Below are 16,768 nucleotides of genomic sequence, written 5' to 3' on the forward strand. Positions count from 1 at the left end.
GGCGGATGGAGGAGATCCTGGTCATCGGCGTCCTCGCCGTGCTGACCATCGCCGCGGCCACGACCTTCGGGCAGCGCTTCGGCGTCGCCTCGCCGCTCGTCCTGGTGGTCGTCGGCATCCTCGTCTCGTTCCTCCCGTTCGTGCCGGCGCTGACCCTCCAGCCGGAGTGGATCATCGCGGGAGTGCTGCCGCCGTTGCTGTACTCGGCCTCCGTGTCGATGCCGTCGATGAACTTCCGCCGCGAGTTCGGAGCGATCGGCGGGCTGTCCGTGGTGCTCGTCATCGTGAGCTCGCTGCTGCTCGGGATCTTCTTCGTGTGGGCCATCCCCGGGCTGGGCCTGGGCTGGGGCGTCGCGCTCGGTGCGATCGTGAGCCCGACCGACGCGGTCGCCACCGGCATCGTGAAGCGCGCGGGCGTCTCGCCGCGTGTGGTCGCCATCCTGGAGGGCGAGAGCCTGCTCAACGACGCGACGGCGCTTGTACTGCTGCGCGCGGCCGTGGCGGCCGCAGCCGTCGCGACGTTCACGGTCGGGGCGGTCACGCTGTCGTTCCTCTATTCGGTGGTCGTCGCCGTCGCCTTCGGCTGGGCGGTCGGCCGGTTGAACCTCATCGTGCGCTCACGCGTGAAGGATGCGACGGTCAACACCGTCATCTCGTTCACGGTGCCGTTCCTGGCGTCCATTCCCGCCGAGGCGCTCGGGGCCTCCGGACTCGTCGCCGCTGTCGTGGCCGGGCTCATCACCGGCAGGAGGGCGCCGCGGATGCTCTCCCCGGAGCACCGCCTGTCGGACTCCCAGAACTGGCGCACGGTCGAACTGGTGCTGGAGGGGCTCATCTTCCTCACGATGGGGCTCGAGCTGTTCGGCATCGTGGAGAAGGTGCAGAACGACCACTCGGGAGTGCTGCCCGCGGTCGGCATCGCCGCGGCGGCGCTCCTGCTGACGATCCTCGTTCGGGCCGCGTTCGTCGCCCCGCTGCTCGCGCTGCTGGCACGCCGCAGTCGGCGCAGGGAGCGGATGCGGCCGACGCTCACCAAGCTGCAGGAGCGGCTGCAGGACCCAGACGCCGCCCGGCGGCTCGTCGAGCAGGGGCCGCAGCCTCCCGAAGCGCTCCCGGCGTTGCCCGAGGGCGACCCGGCCGCGGACCCGGAAGCGCACGCGGAGCTGCTCGCGGCCGACCCGGCCATCGCGCACGCGGAGGTCGCCAAGGTCGCCGGCGTGCCCGACGCAGCGGCGTCCGCGCGCGAGAGCATCGGGGCGACGTCGTCGGGCTGGCGCGGTCGCCTGGTGCGTCGTCAGCGGGCCAGACAGCGGGCGTGGACGGTCGAGAACATCGCCCGGTTCGGCACGCGCTTGCGCCGGGTGCTGGCCGACATCGACTACTTCACGGCAGCGCCGTTGGGCTGGCGGGAGGGCTCCATCGTCGTCTGGGCGGGGATGCGCGGGGCGGTCACGGTCGCGGCGGCCCAGAGCCTCCCGCAGGACACGCCCGGTCGCTCGGCGCTGGTGCTGATCGCCTTCCTGGTGGCGGCCGGGTCGCTGCTGCTGCAGGGCGGCACGCTCGGTCTGGCGCTGCGGATCGTCAAGCCGACGGCCTCCGACCCCGTGGCGGAGCGCGAGGAGCGTGGGCGGCTCATGGAGCTACTGCGCGAGGCCGGGGAGGCGGCTCCGCTGCCGGAGACCCGGGAGCGCACGCCGGAGGCCTTCGGCCAGCACAAGGCGGCGCGGTTGCTGCGCATCCGCGCTCAGCGCGACGCCCTGCTCGACGCCCGCGACGACGGCACCTTCAGCGCCGACGTCCTAGCCGGTGCCCTCAGCAACCTCGACGCCGACGAGATCAGCATCGACCTCAAGGGCGACCCCACCGAAGCCACCGGCTAGCCCCGCGCGCGCAATTCCGGAATCATCGTCCTCCCGCGGCCCGATCTCCGTGCGAACGCAACAAATGTGCCCACATTGTCTTGAGCCTCCGGATTTACCAACGTCCTCCACAGGGCGCGGGAGGCCGCCGATCTCCACAGATCCGGTCAACGTCGAACCCGCCGGCGGCGCCGCCGGGCACACTGCACGGATGAAGTCGATGACGGTCTTGCAACGCTGCGGGGGTATCGCCACCTCCGCACAGATGTCCGTCGCACAGGTCGGCGCACGAGAGTTGACCTCCGCCGTCCGGACCGGCCTGATGCTCCGGCCCCGGCGAGGCGTCTACGCTCTCCCGACGGTCCCACCGCTCACGCTCGAGGCGGTGAGCATGGGAGGCAGGCTCTCGTGCGTCTCGGCCGCCCGGAGCTACGGGCTCTGGGGAGGGACGGACGGTCGCCTCCACCTGCGCGTGTCCCCGCACGCCACCCGACTGCCGCCGGGGGACGCGGTGCGTCATTGGGTCGACGGTGACGACCACGACGAATGCTGGCGCGTCTCGCTCGCGGACTGTTTGCGTTCCGTCGCCCGGTGCGCTCCCGCCGAGACCGCGGTCGCGGTGCTCGACACGGTATTGTCGGCCGGGCTGGCGACCGTCGCCGGACTGGCGCGGATCTTCGAGGGCGAGCCCAGGCCAGCGCGGTCGGTCGCGGAATCGGCGCGTCCCGGTTCGGACTCCGGTATCGAGTCCATCGTGCGGCAGCGGCTCGAAGCACGCGGCCACATCGTCGAACAGCAGGTGCACGTCAGCGGCGTCGGTCGAGTCGACATGCGCGTGGACGGCCTTCTGTACGTCGAGCTGGACGGCTTCGCCTATCACTCGGGACGAGCGGCGTTCGAGCGTGATCGAATGCGCGACACCGCACTCGCGCTCGCTGGTGGCCGGCGGCTCCGGGTGTCGGCCATCCAGGTGATCGAACACGGTGATGAGGTTGTCGCGACGATCGAGGCGCTGTTGGCTGCTCCGGAGATTCGGCCGATGGCGCCACTTTTGTAGGTCAATTCCGGAAGATCGGCGGGGCGTGGTGGGAAACTCCGGAGTTGGTGCGGGGCTGGGTTGCCGGTGGGGCGGGTGGGGTCGTACCCTGTGGTCGCCGGGGGCCGGATCGGGCCGGGCCGCGGGCGAGCAAGGGGGCCGGGCATGGTGTTCGCCGTCTCGACAGGGAAGATCGAAATCACGCCCACGGTCGGGTATCCGCTGGCGGGCTACGGGGTGGACTCACCGCGGCTCGCAACGGGAACCAACCGGTCGCTGTACGCGCGGTGCACCATCCTCTTCGACGACACGGTTCCGCACGTCATCGTCACCGTCGACGTGCTCGGGTTCCGGCGCGACACCCACCAGCAGATCCGCGCCGCCGTCACGACGCTCGGCATCCCCACCGAGGACTTCGTGCTCACCGCCACGCACACCCACAACGGACCGGTGCTGACCGAGGGGCTGGATCCGTTCATCGCCTACGACCTGGAGAACCTGGCGTCGGTCGGTACCTACACCTCCTGGCTCGTGGCGACGATCACCACCCTGGTGGCGCAGACGAAGGCCGCGCCCAGCACGCCGTGCACGCTGGACTACGTCGTGCTCGACGAGAACTTCTCGTTCAACCGCGAGGGCCTCGCCTATGTGGAGCGCGATGTGCCCTGCCTCGTCGCCCGTGCCGCCGACGGCACGCCGCGCGCTGTGCTGTTCGGCTACGGCGCCCATCCGGTCGCGGCCGGCGGCCAAACGCTGTTCGACCCGGACTACCCCGGCCCTGCCATCGACGTCATCGAATCGCAATGGGCGGGATGCTTCGCGCAGTTCCTGACCGGGCCGGCGGGAGACCAGAACCCGACGGCGACAGGAACGTTCGACGATGTCGACACCTTCGGGAACGATCTCGGGGCGACCGTCGTCAATGCGATCGCCGATCCCGGCCGAGAGCTGGCCGGGCCGGTGACCTCCGCCTACGGGGAGGTGTCGCTTCCCCTGGACGTGACCCTGGACCCCGCGAACATCGCGGCGGTCCGCGCCGAGTACCTGGCGCGCAGCGCCAACGTCGCACTCATCGGCTACGAGCGCAGGCACGCCCTCCGGATGACCCAGCTGATCGACACCACCCCGATCGCGAGCCTGGAGTCGGCCGTGCCGGTCCCGGTCCAGCGGTGGACGATCGGCGGCGATGATCCCCTGGTGATCCTCTTCAGCGGCGGGGAGGTCGTGTCCGGGTTCGCCACGGCCATTCGCGGGGAGAACGGCGGCTCCGACGGTGTCTGGTTCCTCGCCTACTCGAACGAGATCCCCGCATACATCCCCAGTGACGAACTGCTCAAGACGGCGACCTACGCCGGCGGGTACGACCCGGACTACCCCGGCATCGCCGCCGAGTCCATGGCCGTGTACGACCACTGGGCGCACTTCCTGCGTGGCAGCGCGGCCCAGGACGGCGTCGAGCAGGTCTACCTCGCCCACCTGCGACAGGTGATGGAGGACGCCTGACCGACTCGGCCGGGCAGACGATCAGAGGATGTTGAGGAGGAGGTGGCCCGACGAGACCGTCTCGCCGACGGACGCGTTGATGCCGGCGACTGTGCCGTCCTTGTGGGCGGTCAGCGGCTGCTCCATCTTCATGGCCTCCAGCACCAGCACGAGGTCGCCCTTGACGACCTCGTCGCCGTCGGTCACCGCCACCTTGACGACGGTGGCCTGCATCGGCGCGGTCACCGAGTCGCCGGTGGCCGTATCGACCGCGTGAGCTGCGGTACGGCGGCGCGGCGCCGGAGCTGCGACCTGCGTGGCGGCGCCTCCGGTGAGAATGCGCGCGGGCAGTGACACCTCGATGCGCTTGCCCTCGACCTCGACGACGACGTTGCTGCGGCGCTCGGCAGCAGCCTGCTCGCCCAGCTCGCCCGACCACGGCTCGATGCCGCCGGACCATTCGGTCTCGATCCACCGGGTGTAGATCGAGAACGGCTCGCCGTCTTGAGGGGCGAAGGCGGGGTCGCGCACGATGGCGCGGTGGAACGGCAGCACGGTCGGCATGCCGGCGACCTCGAATTCGTCGAGCGCGCGCCGGGAGCGCTCCAGCGCCTCTTCGCGGCTGGCGCCGGTCACGATCAGCTTGGCGAGCATCGAGTCGAACGCACCGCTGACCACATCGCCCGCCTGGATGCCGCTGTCGACGCGCACGCCGGGACCGCCCGGCGCCTTGAACACGTGCACAGGTCCGGGGGAGGGGATGAAGGCCCGCCCGGCGTCCTCGCCGTTGATGCGGAACTCGAAGGAGTGGCCGCGGGGGATCGGGTCGTCGTAGTCGAGCTCGCCGCCCTCGGCGAGCCGGAACTGCTCGCGGACGAGGTCGATGCCGGTGACCTCCTCGGACACCGGGTGCTCGACTTGGAGGCGGGTGTTGACCTCGAGGAAGGACACCGTGCCGTCTTTGGCGATGAGGAACTCGCACGTGCCCGCGCCCCGATAGCCGACCTCCTTGAGGATGGCCTTGGACGCGCTGTAGAGCTTGTCGAGCTGTTCGGGGCCGAGGAACGGCGCGGGCGCCTCCTCGACGAGCTTCTGGTGGCGACGCTGCAGCGAGCAGTCGCGGGTGGAGACGACGACCACATTGCCGTATGCGTCGGCGAGGCACTGCGTCTCGACGTGGCGCGGCTGATCGAGGTACTTCTCGACGAAGCACTCGCCGCGGCCGAAGGCGGCGACCGCCTCGCGCGTCGCCGACTCGAAGAGCTCCGCGACCTCGTCGCGGGTGCGCGCGACCTTGAGACCGCGGCCGCCGCCGCCGAACGCCGCCTTGATGGCGACGGGGAGGCCGTGCTCGTCGACGAACTCGAGGACCTCCGCAGCGTCGGCCACCGGGTTGAGGGTGCCGGGGGCGAGCGGCGCCCCGACCTTCTCGGCCACGTGGCGCGCCGACACCTTGTCGCCGAGGCGCTCGATGGCCTCGGGGGATGGGCCGATCCAGGTCAGGCCCGCGGCGATGACGGCTCGGGCGAAGTCGGCGTTCTCGGCCAGGAACCCGTAGCCGGGGTGCACGGCGTCGGCGCCGGCGCGGCGGGCGATCGAGAGGAGCTTCTCGATGACGAGGTAGGTGTCTGCGCTCGTCGAGCCCTCGAGGGCGTACGCCTCGTCGGCGAGTCGCACGTGGAGGGCGTCACGTTCCTGGTCGGCGTAGACGGCGACGGAAGCGATACCGCTGTCTTTTGCGGCGCGGATGACGCGGACGGCGATCTCGCCGCGGTTTGCGATGAGGACCTTCGAGATACGTGGCACAGTTCTCTAGCCTATTGCGGGAGCGGGGTCAGCTTTTGGCCGATCCCCACAAAAAAGCATTCCAATGCCGTCAGGGAGTCAACAAGTGACGGCGGATCGAAACGTGACACGGCGCACGGGTCAGACCCGGTTCCAGAGCTCCGTCCACTCCACGCCGAGCCGCCGCACCAGTTCGCGCAGTGTCGACAGCGACAGCCCCACGACGGTGCTCGGATCGCCCTCGATCCGGGTGATGAACGGACCGCCGAGGCTGTCGATCGTGAACGCGCCCGCAACCTCCAACGGTTCGCCGCTTGCCACGTAGGCGTCGATCTCGGCTTCGGTGACGTCGGCGAACGTGACCGACGCGACCGCGGTCGCGCCGACGGCCCCGTTCTCGCGACCGTCGCGGTGGTCGATGAGCCAGTGACCCGAATGCAGGCTGCCGGTGCGCCCGCGCTGGGCGAGCCAGCGCTCGCGGGCGACCTCGGGCAGGTGCGGCTTGCCGTGGATGCGGTCGTCGATGGCGAACGCCGAGTCGCCGCCGAGGATCAGCCCATCGATGGGGGTGCCGTCGAGGGTCCCGCGCACGGCCTCCGCTTTGAGCCGGGCGAGCAGCTGCACCATCGCCTGGGGAGACAGCGCGCCGTGCTCGGCCTCCGCCGCTGCCACCGCCGCCCGCTCGTCCACGTGCGACGGCACGACGACCGGTTCGATGCCGGCTGCGCGCAGCAGCGCGAGGCGGGCGGGGGAGGTGGAGGCAAGGTAGAGGCGCATGATCACCTGTGGGATGCTCGGAGGATGCCCCAGAAGGACGAGGTCGAACTCGACATTATCAATGTCGCGCACGGCGGTGTGTTCGTCGCCAGGCACGAGGGCCGGGTCGTCTTCGTGCCGGACACCATGCCGGGGGAGCGCGTGCGCGCCCGCGTGGCCGACACCGCGCACGACCGCTTCTGGCGAGCGGAGCTGCTGGAGGTCCTCGACCCGGCGGCCGAGCGTCGCGAGCACGTCTGGGACGCCGCGTCGGTCCGACGCGCCCCTGGGCGACGCGCGGGCGGCGCCGAGTTCGGTCACATCCACCTCGAGCACCAGCGCGAGCTCAAGCGCCGCGTGATCGAGGACGCTCTGCAGCGCACCGCCCGCCTCGACGCGGAGACGATCGCGGCCGTCGCCCCCGACGGAGGCCGCCTGACGGTGGAGGCCGTGCCGGGCGAGACGGACGACGGCACCGGCTGGCGCACGCGGGTGCGGCTGCAGGTCGGCAGCGACGGCGTCATCGGGCCGTATGCCGCGCGCACCCACACCGTGGTGCCGGTGACCGGCCTCCCGCTTGCTACGCCGGCGGTGGAGGAGTCGACGCCGTTCGGCCAGCGCTTTCCCGGCGCCGAGTCGGTCGACGTCGTCGCCACCGGGCTCGGGGCCACGCACGTGCTCGTGAACGACCTCCCGGAGAAGCGCGGGAAGCGCACGGTGCGGCCGCGTCGTCGTCCGGTCCCGCTCCGCGAGCGGGTGGGGGAGCGGGAGTTCCGCCTCGACGCCCGCGGGTTCTGGCAGGTGCACCGCGAGGCCGCCGCCACGCTCACCGCAGCCGTGCGCTCGGCGGTCGACGAGGCGGTGTTCGATCCGCGTGCGGCGAACCTCGACCTCTACGGCGGGGTCGGCCTCCTGGCGGCCGCGCTCGGCGATCGGTTCGGCCCGACCATGCGCATCACGTCGGTCGAGTCCGACGAGGCGGCGACCGACGATGCGGCGGAGAACCTCGCCGACTGGGTCGGGGCGACCGCGGTGACCGCGCGGGTCGAGCACTTCGTGACCGCGCTCGCGGCGGAGGCGACGGCCGCCGAGCGCGCGCGGCTGCGCGCCGCCACGGTCGTCCTCGACCCTCCACGCTCCGGAGCGGGACGCGACGTCGTCGAGGCCATCGCGTCGATGCGCCCCGCGCAGATCGTGTACGTGGCGTGCGACCCGGTCGCTCTCGCGCGCGACCTCGCCTACTTCGCAGAGCGCGGGTACCCGCTGCGCTCGCTGCGGGCCTTCGACCTGTTCCCGAACACCCACCATGTGGAGGCCGTCGCCACGCTGACTCCGTGATCGCCTGGATGCGAACATGTCGCACACTACGATGGTCAGCATGGTGCGAGTCTCAATCGTCGACGATCACGAGTCGGTGCGCCTGGGGCTCAAGGCTGCCTGTCAGGACGCCGGCTACGAGGTGGTCGTGGCAGCGGCGACGGTGAACGAGTTCGTCGAGCAGCTCGGCTCCCAGGAGTGCGACGTCGTTGTGCTCGACCTGTCGCTCGGCGACGGCTCCAAGGTCACCGACAACGTCAAGCGCGCCCAGGCGACCGGGACGGCCGTGCTCGTGCACAGCATCGCCGACCGGGTCGCGAGCGTGCGCGAGGCGCTCGCCGCAGGTGCCGCCGGAGTCATCCCCAAGTCGTCCCCGACCACGACGGTCATGAATGCGATCGAGACGGTCGCCCGTGGTGAGGTGCTCAACAACCTGGAGTGGGCGACGGCGATCGACGCCGACAGCGACTTCGCGAAGGCGCAGCTCGGCCGTCGTGAGCGCGACGTGCTGCACCTGTACGCCTCCGGCCTCCCGCTCAAGGCGGTGGCGGCGCAGCTGGGCATCGCGAACTCCACGGCACGCGAGTACCTCGATCGGATCCGTGTGAAGTACGTCGAGCTCGGCCGACCCGCGCCCACCAAGGTGGACCTGCTCCGCCGCGCCGTGGAAGACGGCATCCTGCCCGGGCTCGACCCCGACACGGGCAATGAACGCCTCTAGCCTTCCGCGCTCCGCGCCGGGAGCGCCCGTCGAATCGACCAAACCGCGCAACCCGCTGAGCCGCGCTCGGATCGAGCGCATCTCCGACCGCACGGTCTCGGCCTTCGGCCTGGTCTTCGGCTTGCAGACCTTCCCGACCGCGCTGGGTCAGCTGGACGCGCTGCGCAGCCCGTGGGGGGCCGTCGTGCTGGTGCTGGTCTTCGGCGGCCTGGCGTTCACCGTGCTGCTGGCGATCTTCGCGCAGCGGTTCGTCAAGGTCGCGATGGGCGTCCTCTCGATCGTCTTCTTCGCCGCGATCGTCACCTGGCCCCTGCTGGTGTCCGAGCCGTCCCAGTTCGCCGCCGACAAGCCGTGGGTGTGGTTCCTCTGCTCGGTGTTCACGGCGTTCGCGGCCGTGGCGTATCCGCTGTGGCTGGCGATCGTGTACACCTTCGTCATTCCGATCGCGTACGGCGTGGTCCGCGCCCTGCCGGCCGGTGGCGGGGTCGGTGTCGAGCTCGCCGGGCTCGACGCGGTCTACGCGATCATCCTGGGCGGCGTCATCCTGGCGATCATCGCCATGATGCGTCAGGCCGCCACCGCTGTGGACATCGCCCAAAGCCAGGCGCTCGCGAAATACGGCAATGCCGTGCGCCAGCACGCCACCGAGGTGGAGCGCGTGCAGGTCGACGCGATCGTCCACGACAGCGTGCTGACGACGTTGCTCTCGGCGGCCAGCGCCCGCACGCCGGAGCAGAAGGAGCTCGCCGCGCGGATGGCGGGCGACGCGATCGGGCATCTGGACGCGGCGGAGGCTTCGGGGCCGGAGGATCAGGCCGAGGTCGGCGTCGAGCAGCTGTCCGAACGGCTGGTCGCCGCTGCGTGCGCGTTCTCGTCGCCGTTCGCCGTGGACGCCCGCGACGACGACCTGTACAGCCTGCCCGTCAACGTCGCAGAAGCGGTGTACTCCGCGGCCGTGCAGGCGATGGTGAACAGCATGCAGCACGCCGGCGGCGAGGAGGTGCACCGCAGCGTCACCGTGGGCGGCGGCGAGCACGGCGCGGCGGTGCGCGTGGTCGTCGCCGACGATGGTCGCGGTTTCGACGCCGACGATGTGCCGGCCGAACGGCTCGGCCTGCGGGTGAGCATCCGCGAGCGGGTGGCGAAAGTCGGCGGCCGGGCGACGGTGGTGTCGGCTCCAGGCGAAGGTACGACGGTGACGATCGTCTGGCCGGCGGTCGATCACGGCTCGGTCGTCGAGCACGAGCAGGAGGCGGCGGGATGATCACGCTCAACCGACTGCTGTTCCTCGGCCTCGGGGCGCTGTTCTCCACGTACCACCTGTTCCTCGGGCTGTCGTCGCTGTCCATCCCCGGCTCCCCCGGCCCGGGGATCGTGGCGATGGCGCTCTACGCAGTCGCGACCGGCATCAGCCTGTGGCCGACGAGTCCCACCACGATGCCGCTCTGGCTCGCGGCCTTCGACCTCGCGGTGTGCGTGGTCATCCCCATCCTGGTCACCAGCGAGCTGAACCCGGCGAAGGACAACGGGTACGCGACGTGGTACGTCGCCGCTGTCGGCACGCTCATGACGATCGCCGCGGTGCGACGCCAGCAGTCCGTCGCGTGGGTCGGCGTCGGCTTCCTCGCGGTGCAGACGGTCGTCTGGGCGGGGCTGGGCGCTCTGGCGGGCCTCGGCGTGATCGGCTCCGTCGTCTGGGTGGGCGTAGCCGTCGTGATCTCCCGCTCGCTGGCGAAGGCCGGGCGCGACGCCCTGCAGTTCGCGCGGGCCGAGCGGGAGGCCACCGAGTGGCAGGCCGCGCAGGAGGCGCACGTGATGGAGCGCCAGTTCCGGCTGCGGCAGACCTACCGGGTGGCCGCACCGATGCTCGCCGAGATCGTCCGCCGCGGCGGCGACCTCACCGAGGCGGAGCGACGCGAGTGCCGGTACCTGGAGGGCGCGATCCGCGACGAGATCCGCGGGCGGCGCCTGCTCAACGACGATGTGCGCGGCGAGGTCATGGATGCCCGCCGCCGTGGGGTGGTCGTAAGCCTGCTCGACGAGGGCGGCATCGACGATCTCGATCAGGCCGGGCTGGAGGTCGTCCTCCGTCGCCTGGCGGATGCGATCCGCGGCACGACGACCGACAGGCTGATCGTCCGTACCGCGCCCCGGTCGTCCACGACGGCGGTCACTGTCGTCGGCCTCCGGATGTCGGACGATGGTGCCGCCAACGCGCTGGGAGCCGAGTCGGACGACGACGAGGTCGACCTGTGGCTGGAGATCCCGCGCCCTCTGGTCGGAGAACCCGTCCGCTGACCCGCGCGCATCCGTCCTCTATCCCTCGGCGGAGGTGGACGAGCGCGTCAGCGCGTGTTGTTAAACGATGAAAGGGGCCGACACCCGAATTGTCGGCCCCTTTTCAACCCCGAGTCAGGGCGACAACCCGAAGATCGCCCTGACTCGCCCCCAAAGCACTCGCCCGCTTACCCTAGTCGGCGAGTGATTGGCGGTGTGACTCACAAGGAGAAACACCTAGCAACAACAATATTGTCGGTTCGTTCGAGAAATACATAGTCGTCATTTTGGGGGACCCCAGGGGGACAGCTCGGAGGTTGCCGATAGAACACTCTGGCGGATTATCGCGTGTCCCGCGAGTAGCGGTCTCCCCGACCGGGGTACAACGGGGTGCAAGCGGGGACGACCCGGGGGTTCAGCCGGAGAACGAACGCCAGGCGCCCGACCCACGGTCGAGCGGCCTGCGGAGGCTCCGCTGCGTTCGCTCCCAGCCGTCTGTACCCTGCTGCGGACGTGCGTCGCGTGCCGCGGCAGCGGCTTCGGCCGCAGCCGACGCCAGCACGGCCGTGACGGCGGCGACCTCCTCGGGCGTCACACCCTTCGTGAGGAACCGCAGCTGGGACGGATCGAGCGCAGAGGCGCCCGACGCTGCATGCGCCCCGCTCACAGTGGGATGTTCCCGTGCTTCTTCGGCGGGAGGGACGCCCGCTTGGTCCGCAGCGCCCGCAGGGCCTTGATGACGGAGATGCGTGTGGCGGCCGGCTCGATCACGCCGTCGAGCTCCCCGCGCTCCGCGGCGAGGAACGGGCTCGCCACGTTGTAGGTGTACTCGTTGGCGAGACGCGCGCGCACGGCGGCGACGTCCTCGCCGGCGTCCTCTGCGCGCTTGATCTCACCGCGGTAGAGGATGTTGACCGCTCCCTGGCCGCCCATCACCGCGATCTCGGCCGTCGGCCAGGCGAGGTTCAGGTCGGCTCCGAGCTGCTTGGAGCCCATGACGATGTAGGCGCCGCCGTAGGCCTTGCGCGTGATGATCGTCACCAGGGGCACGGTCGCCTCGGCGTACGCATAGAGCAGCTTGGCGCCGCGGCGGATGACGCCGGTCCACTCCTGGTCGGTTCCCGGCAGGTAGCCGGGGACGTCGACGAGAGTGAGGATCGGGATGCTGAACGCGTCGCAGAAGCGCACGAAGCGGGACGCCTTCTCGCCGGCGTCGATGTTCAGCGTGCCGGCCATCGAGTTCGGCTGGTTGGCGACGATGCCCACCGAGCTGCCCTCTACGCGCGCGAACCCGATGACGATGTTGGGCGCGAACAGCGGCTGAACCTCGAGGAACTCGCCGTCGTCGACGATCCCCTCGATGATGCTGGTCACGTCGTACGGCTGGTTGGGCGAGTCGGGGATGATCGTGTCGAGCCGGCGGTCGGCGTCGGTGATCTCGAGCTCCGGCTCCGATTGGAACACCGGCAACTCGGCCAGGTTGTTCTGCGGAAGATAGCTGAGCAGGGTGCGCGCGTAGTCGAGCGCGTCCTCCTCGTCGCTCGCGAGGTAGTGCGAGACGCCCGAGACCTTGTTGTGGGTCAGCGCGCCGCCGAGCTCCTCGAAGCCGACGTCCTCGCCGGTCACCGTCTTGATGACGTCGGGCCCGGTGACGAACATGTGGCTGGACTTGTCGACCATGATGACGAAGTCGGTGAGCGCGGGGGAGTAGACGGCGCCGCCCGCGGCCGGGCCCATCACGATGGAGATCTGCGGGATGACGCCGGAGGCGGCGGTGTTGCGGCGGAAGATCTCGCCGTACTTGCCGAGCGCGACCACGCCCTCCTGGATGCGGGCGCCGCCCGAGTCGAGGATGCCGATCATCGGAACGCCGGTCTTGATGGCGTGGTCCATGACCTTGATGATCTTCTCGCCGGCCACCTCGCCGAGGCTGCCGCCGAAGATGGTGAAGTCCTGGCTGAAGACCGCGACGTTGCGGCCGTGGATGGTGCCGACGCCGGTCACGACAGCGTCGCCGTACGGACGCTTGGCGTCCATGCCGAACGCGTGCGTGCGGTGGCGGACGAACTCGTCGAACTCCACGAACGAGCCCTGGTCGAGCAGGAGGTCGATGCGCTCGCGCGCGGTCAGCTTTCCCTTGGCGTGCTGCTTCTCGATGGCGGCCTGGCCGCTCGCGGTCACGGCCTCGTGGAACCGCTCCTTGAGGTCGGCGAGCTTGCCGGCGGTCGTGAACGGGTCGGGGGTCAGACGTGCTTCGGTGTCGGTCACGCCGTTCACTCTACCGGCCGGTCGAATGGCCGTGCCGTCTACGGAATCCTACAAATCCGCGCCTGTTCGCTGGCAGAATTGAGCAATGAGCTTCCGCCGCAGCCGAGCCGTCGTCCCCATCCTCGAGGTGCTCCCCGAGGCCGCCTCCACCAACGACGTCCTGCAGGCGCGCGCCGGTGACCTGCCCGACCTCTCGGTCGTCGTGACAGACAACCAGACGGGAGGCCGTGGCCGGCTCGGCCGGGTCTGGGTCTCGCCCCACGGCACGTCGTTGGCCATCTCGGTGCTGCTGCGTCCAGAGGGGCTCGCCTCGGAGGCGCTCGGGTGGTTTCCGCTGCTCGCCGGTGTGGCGATGAGCCGCGCGCTCGCGAGCTTCACCAGCCGTGATGTGTCGGTCAAGTGGCCCAACGACGTGCTCATCGACGAACTGAAGGTGTGCGGCATCCTGTCGGAGCTGCTGCCGGGGATGGACGGGGTGATCGTGGGAGCCGGGGTGAATCTGACGATGGAGCGCGACGAGCTGCCGACGCCGACCTCCACGTCGCTCGCGCTGTCCGGCGCGAGCGACGTCGACCCCGACGCGGTGCTCGCGGCCTATCTGACGCAGCTCACCGTGCTCTACCGCGAGTTCGTGGCGGCCGGGGGCGACCCGATCCGCAGCGCGCTGCGCGACGAGGTCGCCGAGGCCTGCCACACGCTCGGCCGCTCGGTGCGCGTCGAGCTTCCGGGCGGCGACGTGCTTCTCGGCACCGCGACGGCCATCGACGAGACAGGCCGACTGATCGTGGAGTCGGATGCTGGGCCGGCCGCGGTGGCGGCGGGCGACGTGACCCACCTGCGGTATTAATGGGAGACATGAGCAGTACGCCGGAGGGTTCGCCCGCGCCGCCTCCGGAGCGGGTCATCGCCCGTCTCCGGTCCAACGCCCGTGCGCTCTTCTGGCCGAGCCTGGCGCTCATCGTCGTGGCAGGCGGTGTCGGCTTCTTCGCAGGACGCGTGTCCGAGGTGTGGGAGGTCGTCCTGCTCTGGTCGGCTGCCGCTGTCGCGACCCTCCTGTTGTTCCTGTTCCCGCTCGCCATCTGGCTGAGCCGCCGCTACACCATCACGACCAGGCGGCTCATCCTGCGCCACGGCTTCTTCGTGCGCGTGCGCCAGGAGCTGCTGCACAGCCGCAGCTACGACGTGGCGGTCAAGCGCACCTGGTTGCAGAGCATGTTCCGCTCGGGTGATGTGCGGATCAACTCCGGCCTCGACCACCCGGTGGTCCTCAAAGACGTGCCGAAAGCCGATCAGGTCCAGCGTGCGCTCAGCGAACTGATGGAGCACGCGCAGACGATCGTCGCGGTGCGCCGCCAGCAGTCGGAGTCAGTCTCCGACGAGACCACCGTCTGGGGTTCGCGCTAGCATCGAGCCCGTCACCGCCGTCTTCGTCTGCTGGGCCGTCGACACGGCCTCCAGACCTGCGGCGTTCTTGCGCTCAGCGCGGGCGGGGGAGAAGACCCACCAGCGGTACAGGGCGAAGCGGAACAGCATCCCGAGCGCCAGCCCGACGACGTTCGCCGAGATGTTGTCGGCGACCGGGTTCGCCAGGCCGAGCAGGTAGTGCGACGCCCAGATGCACAGCAGCGGGATGCCGGTGCCGGTGGCCAGGCTGACGGCGAAGAACTCGACGCCCTCGCGAGCGGCGCTCTGCTGGCGCTGACCGGAGAACGCCCAGTACCGGTTGCCGATCCAGTTGGTCAGGATGGCGATGACCGTTGCGACGATCGTCGCGTAGATGGTGGCGTGCTGTACATTGCGCAGCACGATCAGCAGCATCACGTTGAACAGGACGAGGTTGACACCGAACCCCACTGCGCCGACCGCGCCGAACTTGATCAGCTGGGGGAGGAGGCGGGCCGTGCTCGCGGTGGCGGTTGTCTCGGTCGTCATGCTCCAGCCAAGGGATGCGGGAAGATAGGAAGTGCGTTCGCCAGACTACGCGAGCCGGAGCGGCCGAATCTGGGAGTTGCCCGCGCAGCGTGTGAAGAGTATCGAGGAGAGACATCGAAGATGGCCAGGAACAGGATCGGAGTCATCGGCGGCGGTCAGCTGGCACGGATGATGATTCCGCCCGCAGTCGCGCTCGGGATCGACATCCGCGTCCTCGAGGAGGCCGCGGGGATGAGCGCCGATCTCGCGGCCACCGGCGTCGGCGACTACCGCGACCTCGACACCGTGCTCGCCTTCGCGCAGACCGTCGACGTGGTGACCTTCGACCACGAGCACGTTCCTCCGGCGATCCTGTGGGAACTGGTGGCGCGCGGCATCCCCGTGCACCCGGGACCCGACGCCCTGCTCTACGCGCAGGACAAGTTGCAGATGCGCTCCAAGCTCAGCGAGCTCGGCCTTCCCGTTCCGGACTGGGCCGCTGTGGAGTCCGCAGACGAGCTCGGCGCCTTCCTCGTGGACCACGGCGGACGCGCGGTCGTGAAGACGGCACGCGGCGGCTATGACGGCAAGGGCGTCCGCGTGGTGACGGACGCGTCCGGCGCCGACGACTGGTTCCTCGCGCTCGCCGAGGACGGCCGTGGCGGAGCGCTGCTGGTGGAGGAGCTCGTCGACTTCCGGCGGGAGCTCGCTCAGCTGGTCGCCCGGCGTCCCTCCGGCGAGACCGCCTCCTGGCCGGTCGTCGAGACGGTGCAGAAGAACGGCGTGTGCGCCGAGGCCATCGCTCCGGCCCCCGGCTCGACCGGTCGCCTCGCCCTGGTCTCGGCCGAGATCGCGACCCGCGTCGCCGAGGGTCTCGGGGTAACGGGCGTGCTCGCCGTCGAGCTGTTCGAGACCATCGACGGCCGTGTGCTGGTCAACGAGCTGGCGATGCGGCCGCACAACAGCGGCCACTGGTCGATCGAGGGCGCGGTGACCGGACAGTTCGAGCAGCACCTGCGGTCCGTTCTTGACCTGCCGCTCGGCTCCACCGCGATGCGCGAGGAGTGGTCGGTCATGGTCAACATCCTCGGCGGCCCCGTGGAGGGTACGCTGCAGGACCGCTACCCGGCGGCCCTCGCCGCGCACCCCGAGGCGAAGTTCCATGGCTACGGCAAGGCGCCGCGTCCGGGCCGCAAGGTCGGCCACGTGACCGTCACCGGCGACGACCTCGACGACGTCGTCTACAGCGCGCGGGCGGCCGCCTCCTTCTTCGAAGGGTGACCGTTCGAGCGCCGGCCGTTCTTCGGCGACTGACTTGCGACCCCCCGCGCGCCTAACCGGTCGGGCCTGCGCACC

Annotated in this window: 15 protein-coding genes; 10 read left to right on the forward strand and 5 right to left on the reverse strand. The window is 70.4% G+C overall.

Annotation, left to right across the window (positions count from 1 at the left end):
• Positions 1-5: 5 nt before the first annotated feature.
• From ACPPVW_RS11265 to ACPPVW_RS11275, 3 genes are all read left to right on the forward strand, one after another.
• The gene (locus ACPPVW_RS11265) at positions 6-1,880 is read left to right on the forward strand and encodes a cation:proton antiporter (protein ID WP_426623213.1); all 1,875 of its coding nucleotides are present in this window, start codon (positions 6-8) and stop codon (positions 1,878-1,880) included.
• Positions 1,881-2,478: 598 nt separating this feature from the next.
• On the forward strand, positions 2,479-2,916 hold the full coding sequence (locus tag ACPPVW_RS11270; protein ID WP_426623214.1) for an endonuclease domain-containing protein: 438 nt from the start codon (positions 2,479-2,481) through the stop codon (positions 2,914-2,916).
• 144 nt (positions 2,917-3,060) lie between these two features.
• On the forward strand, positions 3,061-4,398 hold the full coding sequence (locus tag ACPPVW_RS11275; RefSeq protein ID WP_426623215.1) for a hypothetical protein: 1,338 nt from the start codon (positions 3,061-3,063) through the stop codon (positions 4,396-4,398).
• 21 nt (positions 4,399-4,419) lie between these two features.
• On the opposite strand, the gene ACPPVW_RS11280 is transcribed toward ACPPVW_RS11275, so the two are convergent.
• Together ACPPVW_RS11280 and ACPPVW_RS11285 are read right to left on the reverse strand one after the other, a co-directional pair.
• A complete protein-coding gene (locus ACPPVW_RS11280; RefSeq protein WP_426623216.1) occupies positions 4,420-6,183 on the reverse strand; it encodes an acetyl/propionyl/methylcrotonyl-CoA carboxylase subunit alpha in 1,764 nt (587 codons plus the stop codon).
• A gap of 120 nt (positions 6,184-6,303) precedes the next feature.
• A complete protein-coding gene (locus ACPPVW_RS11285) occupies positions 6,304-6,939 on the reverse strand; it encodes a Maf family protein (RefSeq protein ID WP_426623217.1) in 636 nt (211 codons plus the stop codon).
• A 24-nt stretch (positions 6,940-6,963) separates the two neighbouring features.
• Between ACPPVW_RS11285 and ACPPVW_RS11290 the strand changes: the two genes are divergently transcribed.
• The 4 genes from ACPPVW_RS11290 to ACPPVW_RS11305 are packed head-to-tail and all read left to right on the forward strand — an operon-like array spanning position 6,964 to position 11,254.
• Entirely contained in the window at positions 6,964-8,256 is a 1,293-nt protein-coding gene (locus ACPPVW_RS11290) for a class I SAM-dependent RNA methyltransferase (RefSeq protein ID WP_426623218.1), read from the forward strand.
• Positions 8,257-8,296: 40 nt separating this feature from the next.
• Positions 8,297-8,956, forward strand: coding sequence for a response regulator (locus ACPPVW_RS11295; protein WP_426623219.1), 660 nt, complete (start codon positions 8,297-8,299; stop codon positions 8,954-8,956).
• Entirely contained in the window at positions 8,943-10,220 is a 1,278-nt protein-coding gene (locus ACPPVW_RS11300; RefSeq protein WP_426623220.1) for an ATP-binding protein, read from the forward strand. Before ACPPVW_RS11295 ends, ACPPVW_RS11300 begins: the two co-directional genes overlap by 14 nt.
• Positions 10,217-11,254, forward strand: coding sequence for a hypothetical protein (locus tag ACPPVW_RS11305; protein WP_426623221.1), 1,038 nt, complete (start codon positions 10,217-10,219; stop codon positions 11,252-11,254). Before ACPPVW_RS11300 ends, ACPPVW_RS11305 begins: the two co-directional genes overlap by 4 nt.
• 394 nt (positions 11,255-11,648) lie before the next feature.
• Here ACPPVW_RS11305 and ACPPVW_RS11310 read toward each other — a convergent pair whose 3' ends face one another.
• Both ACPPVW_RS11310 and ACPPVW_RS11315 read right to left on the reverse strand, forming a co-directional pair.
• Positions 11,649-11,900 carry an acyl-CoA carboxylase epsilon subunit gene (locus ACPPVW_RS11310; protein ID WP_426623222.1) on the reverse strand — a complete coding sequence of 84 codons (252 nt, stop codon included), beginning with the start codon at positions 11,898-11,900 and terminating at the stop codon, positions 11,649-11,651.
• Positions 11,897-13,510 carry an acyl-CoA carboxylase subunit beta gene (locus ACPPVW_RS11315; RefSeq protein ID WP_426623223.1) on the reverse strand — a complete coding sequence of 538 codons (1,614 nt, stop codon included), beginning with the start codon at positions 13,508-13,510 and terminating at the stop codon, positions 11,897-11,899. Before ACPPVW_RS11315 ends, ACPPVW_RS11310 begins: the two co-directional genes overlap by 4 nt.
• Before the next feature lie 76 nt (positions 13,511-13,586).
• Here ACPPVW_RS11315 and ACPPVW_RS11320 point away from each other — a divergent pair, with 76 nt between their 5' ends.
• Together ACPPVW_RS11320 and ACPPVW_RS11325 are read left to right on the forward strand one after the other, a co-directional pair.
• On the forward strand, positions 13,587-14,348 hold the full coding sequence (locus ACPPVW_RS11320; RefSeq protein WP_426623224.1) for a biotin--[acetyl-CoA-carboxylase] ligase: 762 nt from the start codon (positions 13,587-13,589) through the stop codon (positions 14,346-14,348).
• 8 nt (positions 14,349-14,356) lie between these two features.
• Positions 14,357-14,905: a PH domain-containing protein gene (locus tag ACPPVW_RS11325; RefSeq protein WP_426623225.1), complete on the forward strand. Its 549-nt coding sequence runs from the start codon at positions 14,357-14,359 to the stop codon at positions 14,903-14,905.
• Here the strand turns inward: ACPPVW_RS11325 and ACPPVW_RS11330 are convergent.
• A complete protein-coding gene (locus ACPPVW_RS11330; protein ID WP_426623226.1) occupies positions 14,867-15,433 on the reverse strand; it encodes a GtrA family protein in 567 nt (188 codons plus the stop codon). The two genes, ACPPVW_RS11325 and ACPPVW_RS11330, sit on opposite strands and share 39 nt — an antisense overlap.
• Positions 15,434-15,502: 69 nt before the next feature.
• Here ACPPVW_RS11330 and ACPPVW_RS11335 point away from each other — a divergent pair, with 69 nt between their 5' ends.
• A complete protein-coding gene (locus ACPPVW_RS11335; RefSeq protein ID WP_426626288.1) occupies positions 15,503-16,693 on the forward strand; it encodes a 5-(carboxyamino)imidazole ribonucleotide synthase in 1,191 nt (396 codons plus the stop codon).
• Positions 16,694-16,768: the final 75 nt, after the last annotated feature.

It is taken from the genome of Leifsonia sp. McL0607, assembly GCF_049993355.1.
Lineage (GTDB): Bacteria > Actinomycetota > Actinomycetes > Actinomycetales > Microbacteriaceae > Leifsonia.

Excerpts from the sequence above, each read along its gene's own strand:
- ACPPVW_RS11265 (WP_426623213.1), top strand. The coding sequence starts at position 6 with ATGGAGGAGATCCTGGTCATCGGCGTCCTCGCCGTGCTGACCATCGCC.
- ACPPVW_RS11275 (WP_426623215.1), top strand. The coding sequence starts at position 3,061 with ATGGTGTTCGCCGTCTCGACAGGGAAGATCGAAATCACGCCCACGGTC.
- ACPPVW_RS11285 (WP_426623217.1), bottom strand. The coding sequence starts at position 6,939 with ATGCGCCTCTACCTTGCCTCCACCTCCCCCGCCCGCCTCGCGCTGCTG.
- ACPPVW_RS11290 (WP_426623218.1), top strand. The coding sequence starts at position 6,964 with ATGCCCCAGAAGGACGAGGTCGAACTCGACATTATCAATGTCGCGCAC.
- ACPPVW_RS11295 (WP_426623219.1), top strand. The coding sequence starts at position 8,297 with ATGGTGCGAGTCTCAATCGTCGACGATCACGAGTCGGTGCGCCTGGGG.
- ACPPVW_RS11300 (WP_426623220.1), top strand. The coding sequence starts at position 8,943 with ATGAACGCCTCTAGCCTTCCGCGCTCCGCGCCGGGAGCGCCCGTCGAA.
- ACPPVW_RS11305 (WP_426623221.1), top strand. The coding sequence starts at position 10,217 with ATGATCACGCTCAACCGACTGCTGTTCCTCGGCCTCGGGGCGCTGTTC.
- ACPPVW_RS11320 (WP_426623224.1), top strand. The coding sequence starts at position 13,587 with ATGAGCTTCCGCCGCAGCCGAGCCGTCGTCCCCATCCTCGAGGTGCTC.
- ACPPVW_RS11325 (WP_426623225.1), top strand. The coding sequence starts at position 14,357 with ATGAGCAGTACGCCGGAGGGTTCGCCCGCGCCGCCTCCGGAGCGGGTC.
- ACPPVW_RS11330 (WP_426623226.1), bottom strand. The coding sequence starts at position 15,433 with ATGACGACCGAGACAACCGCCACCGCGAGCACGGCCCGCCTCCTCCCC.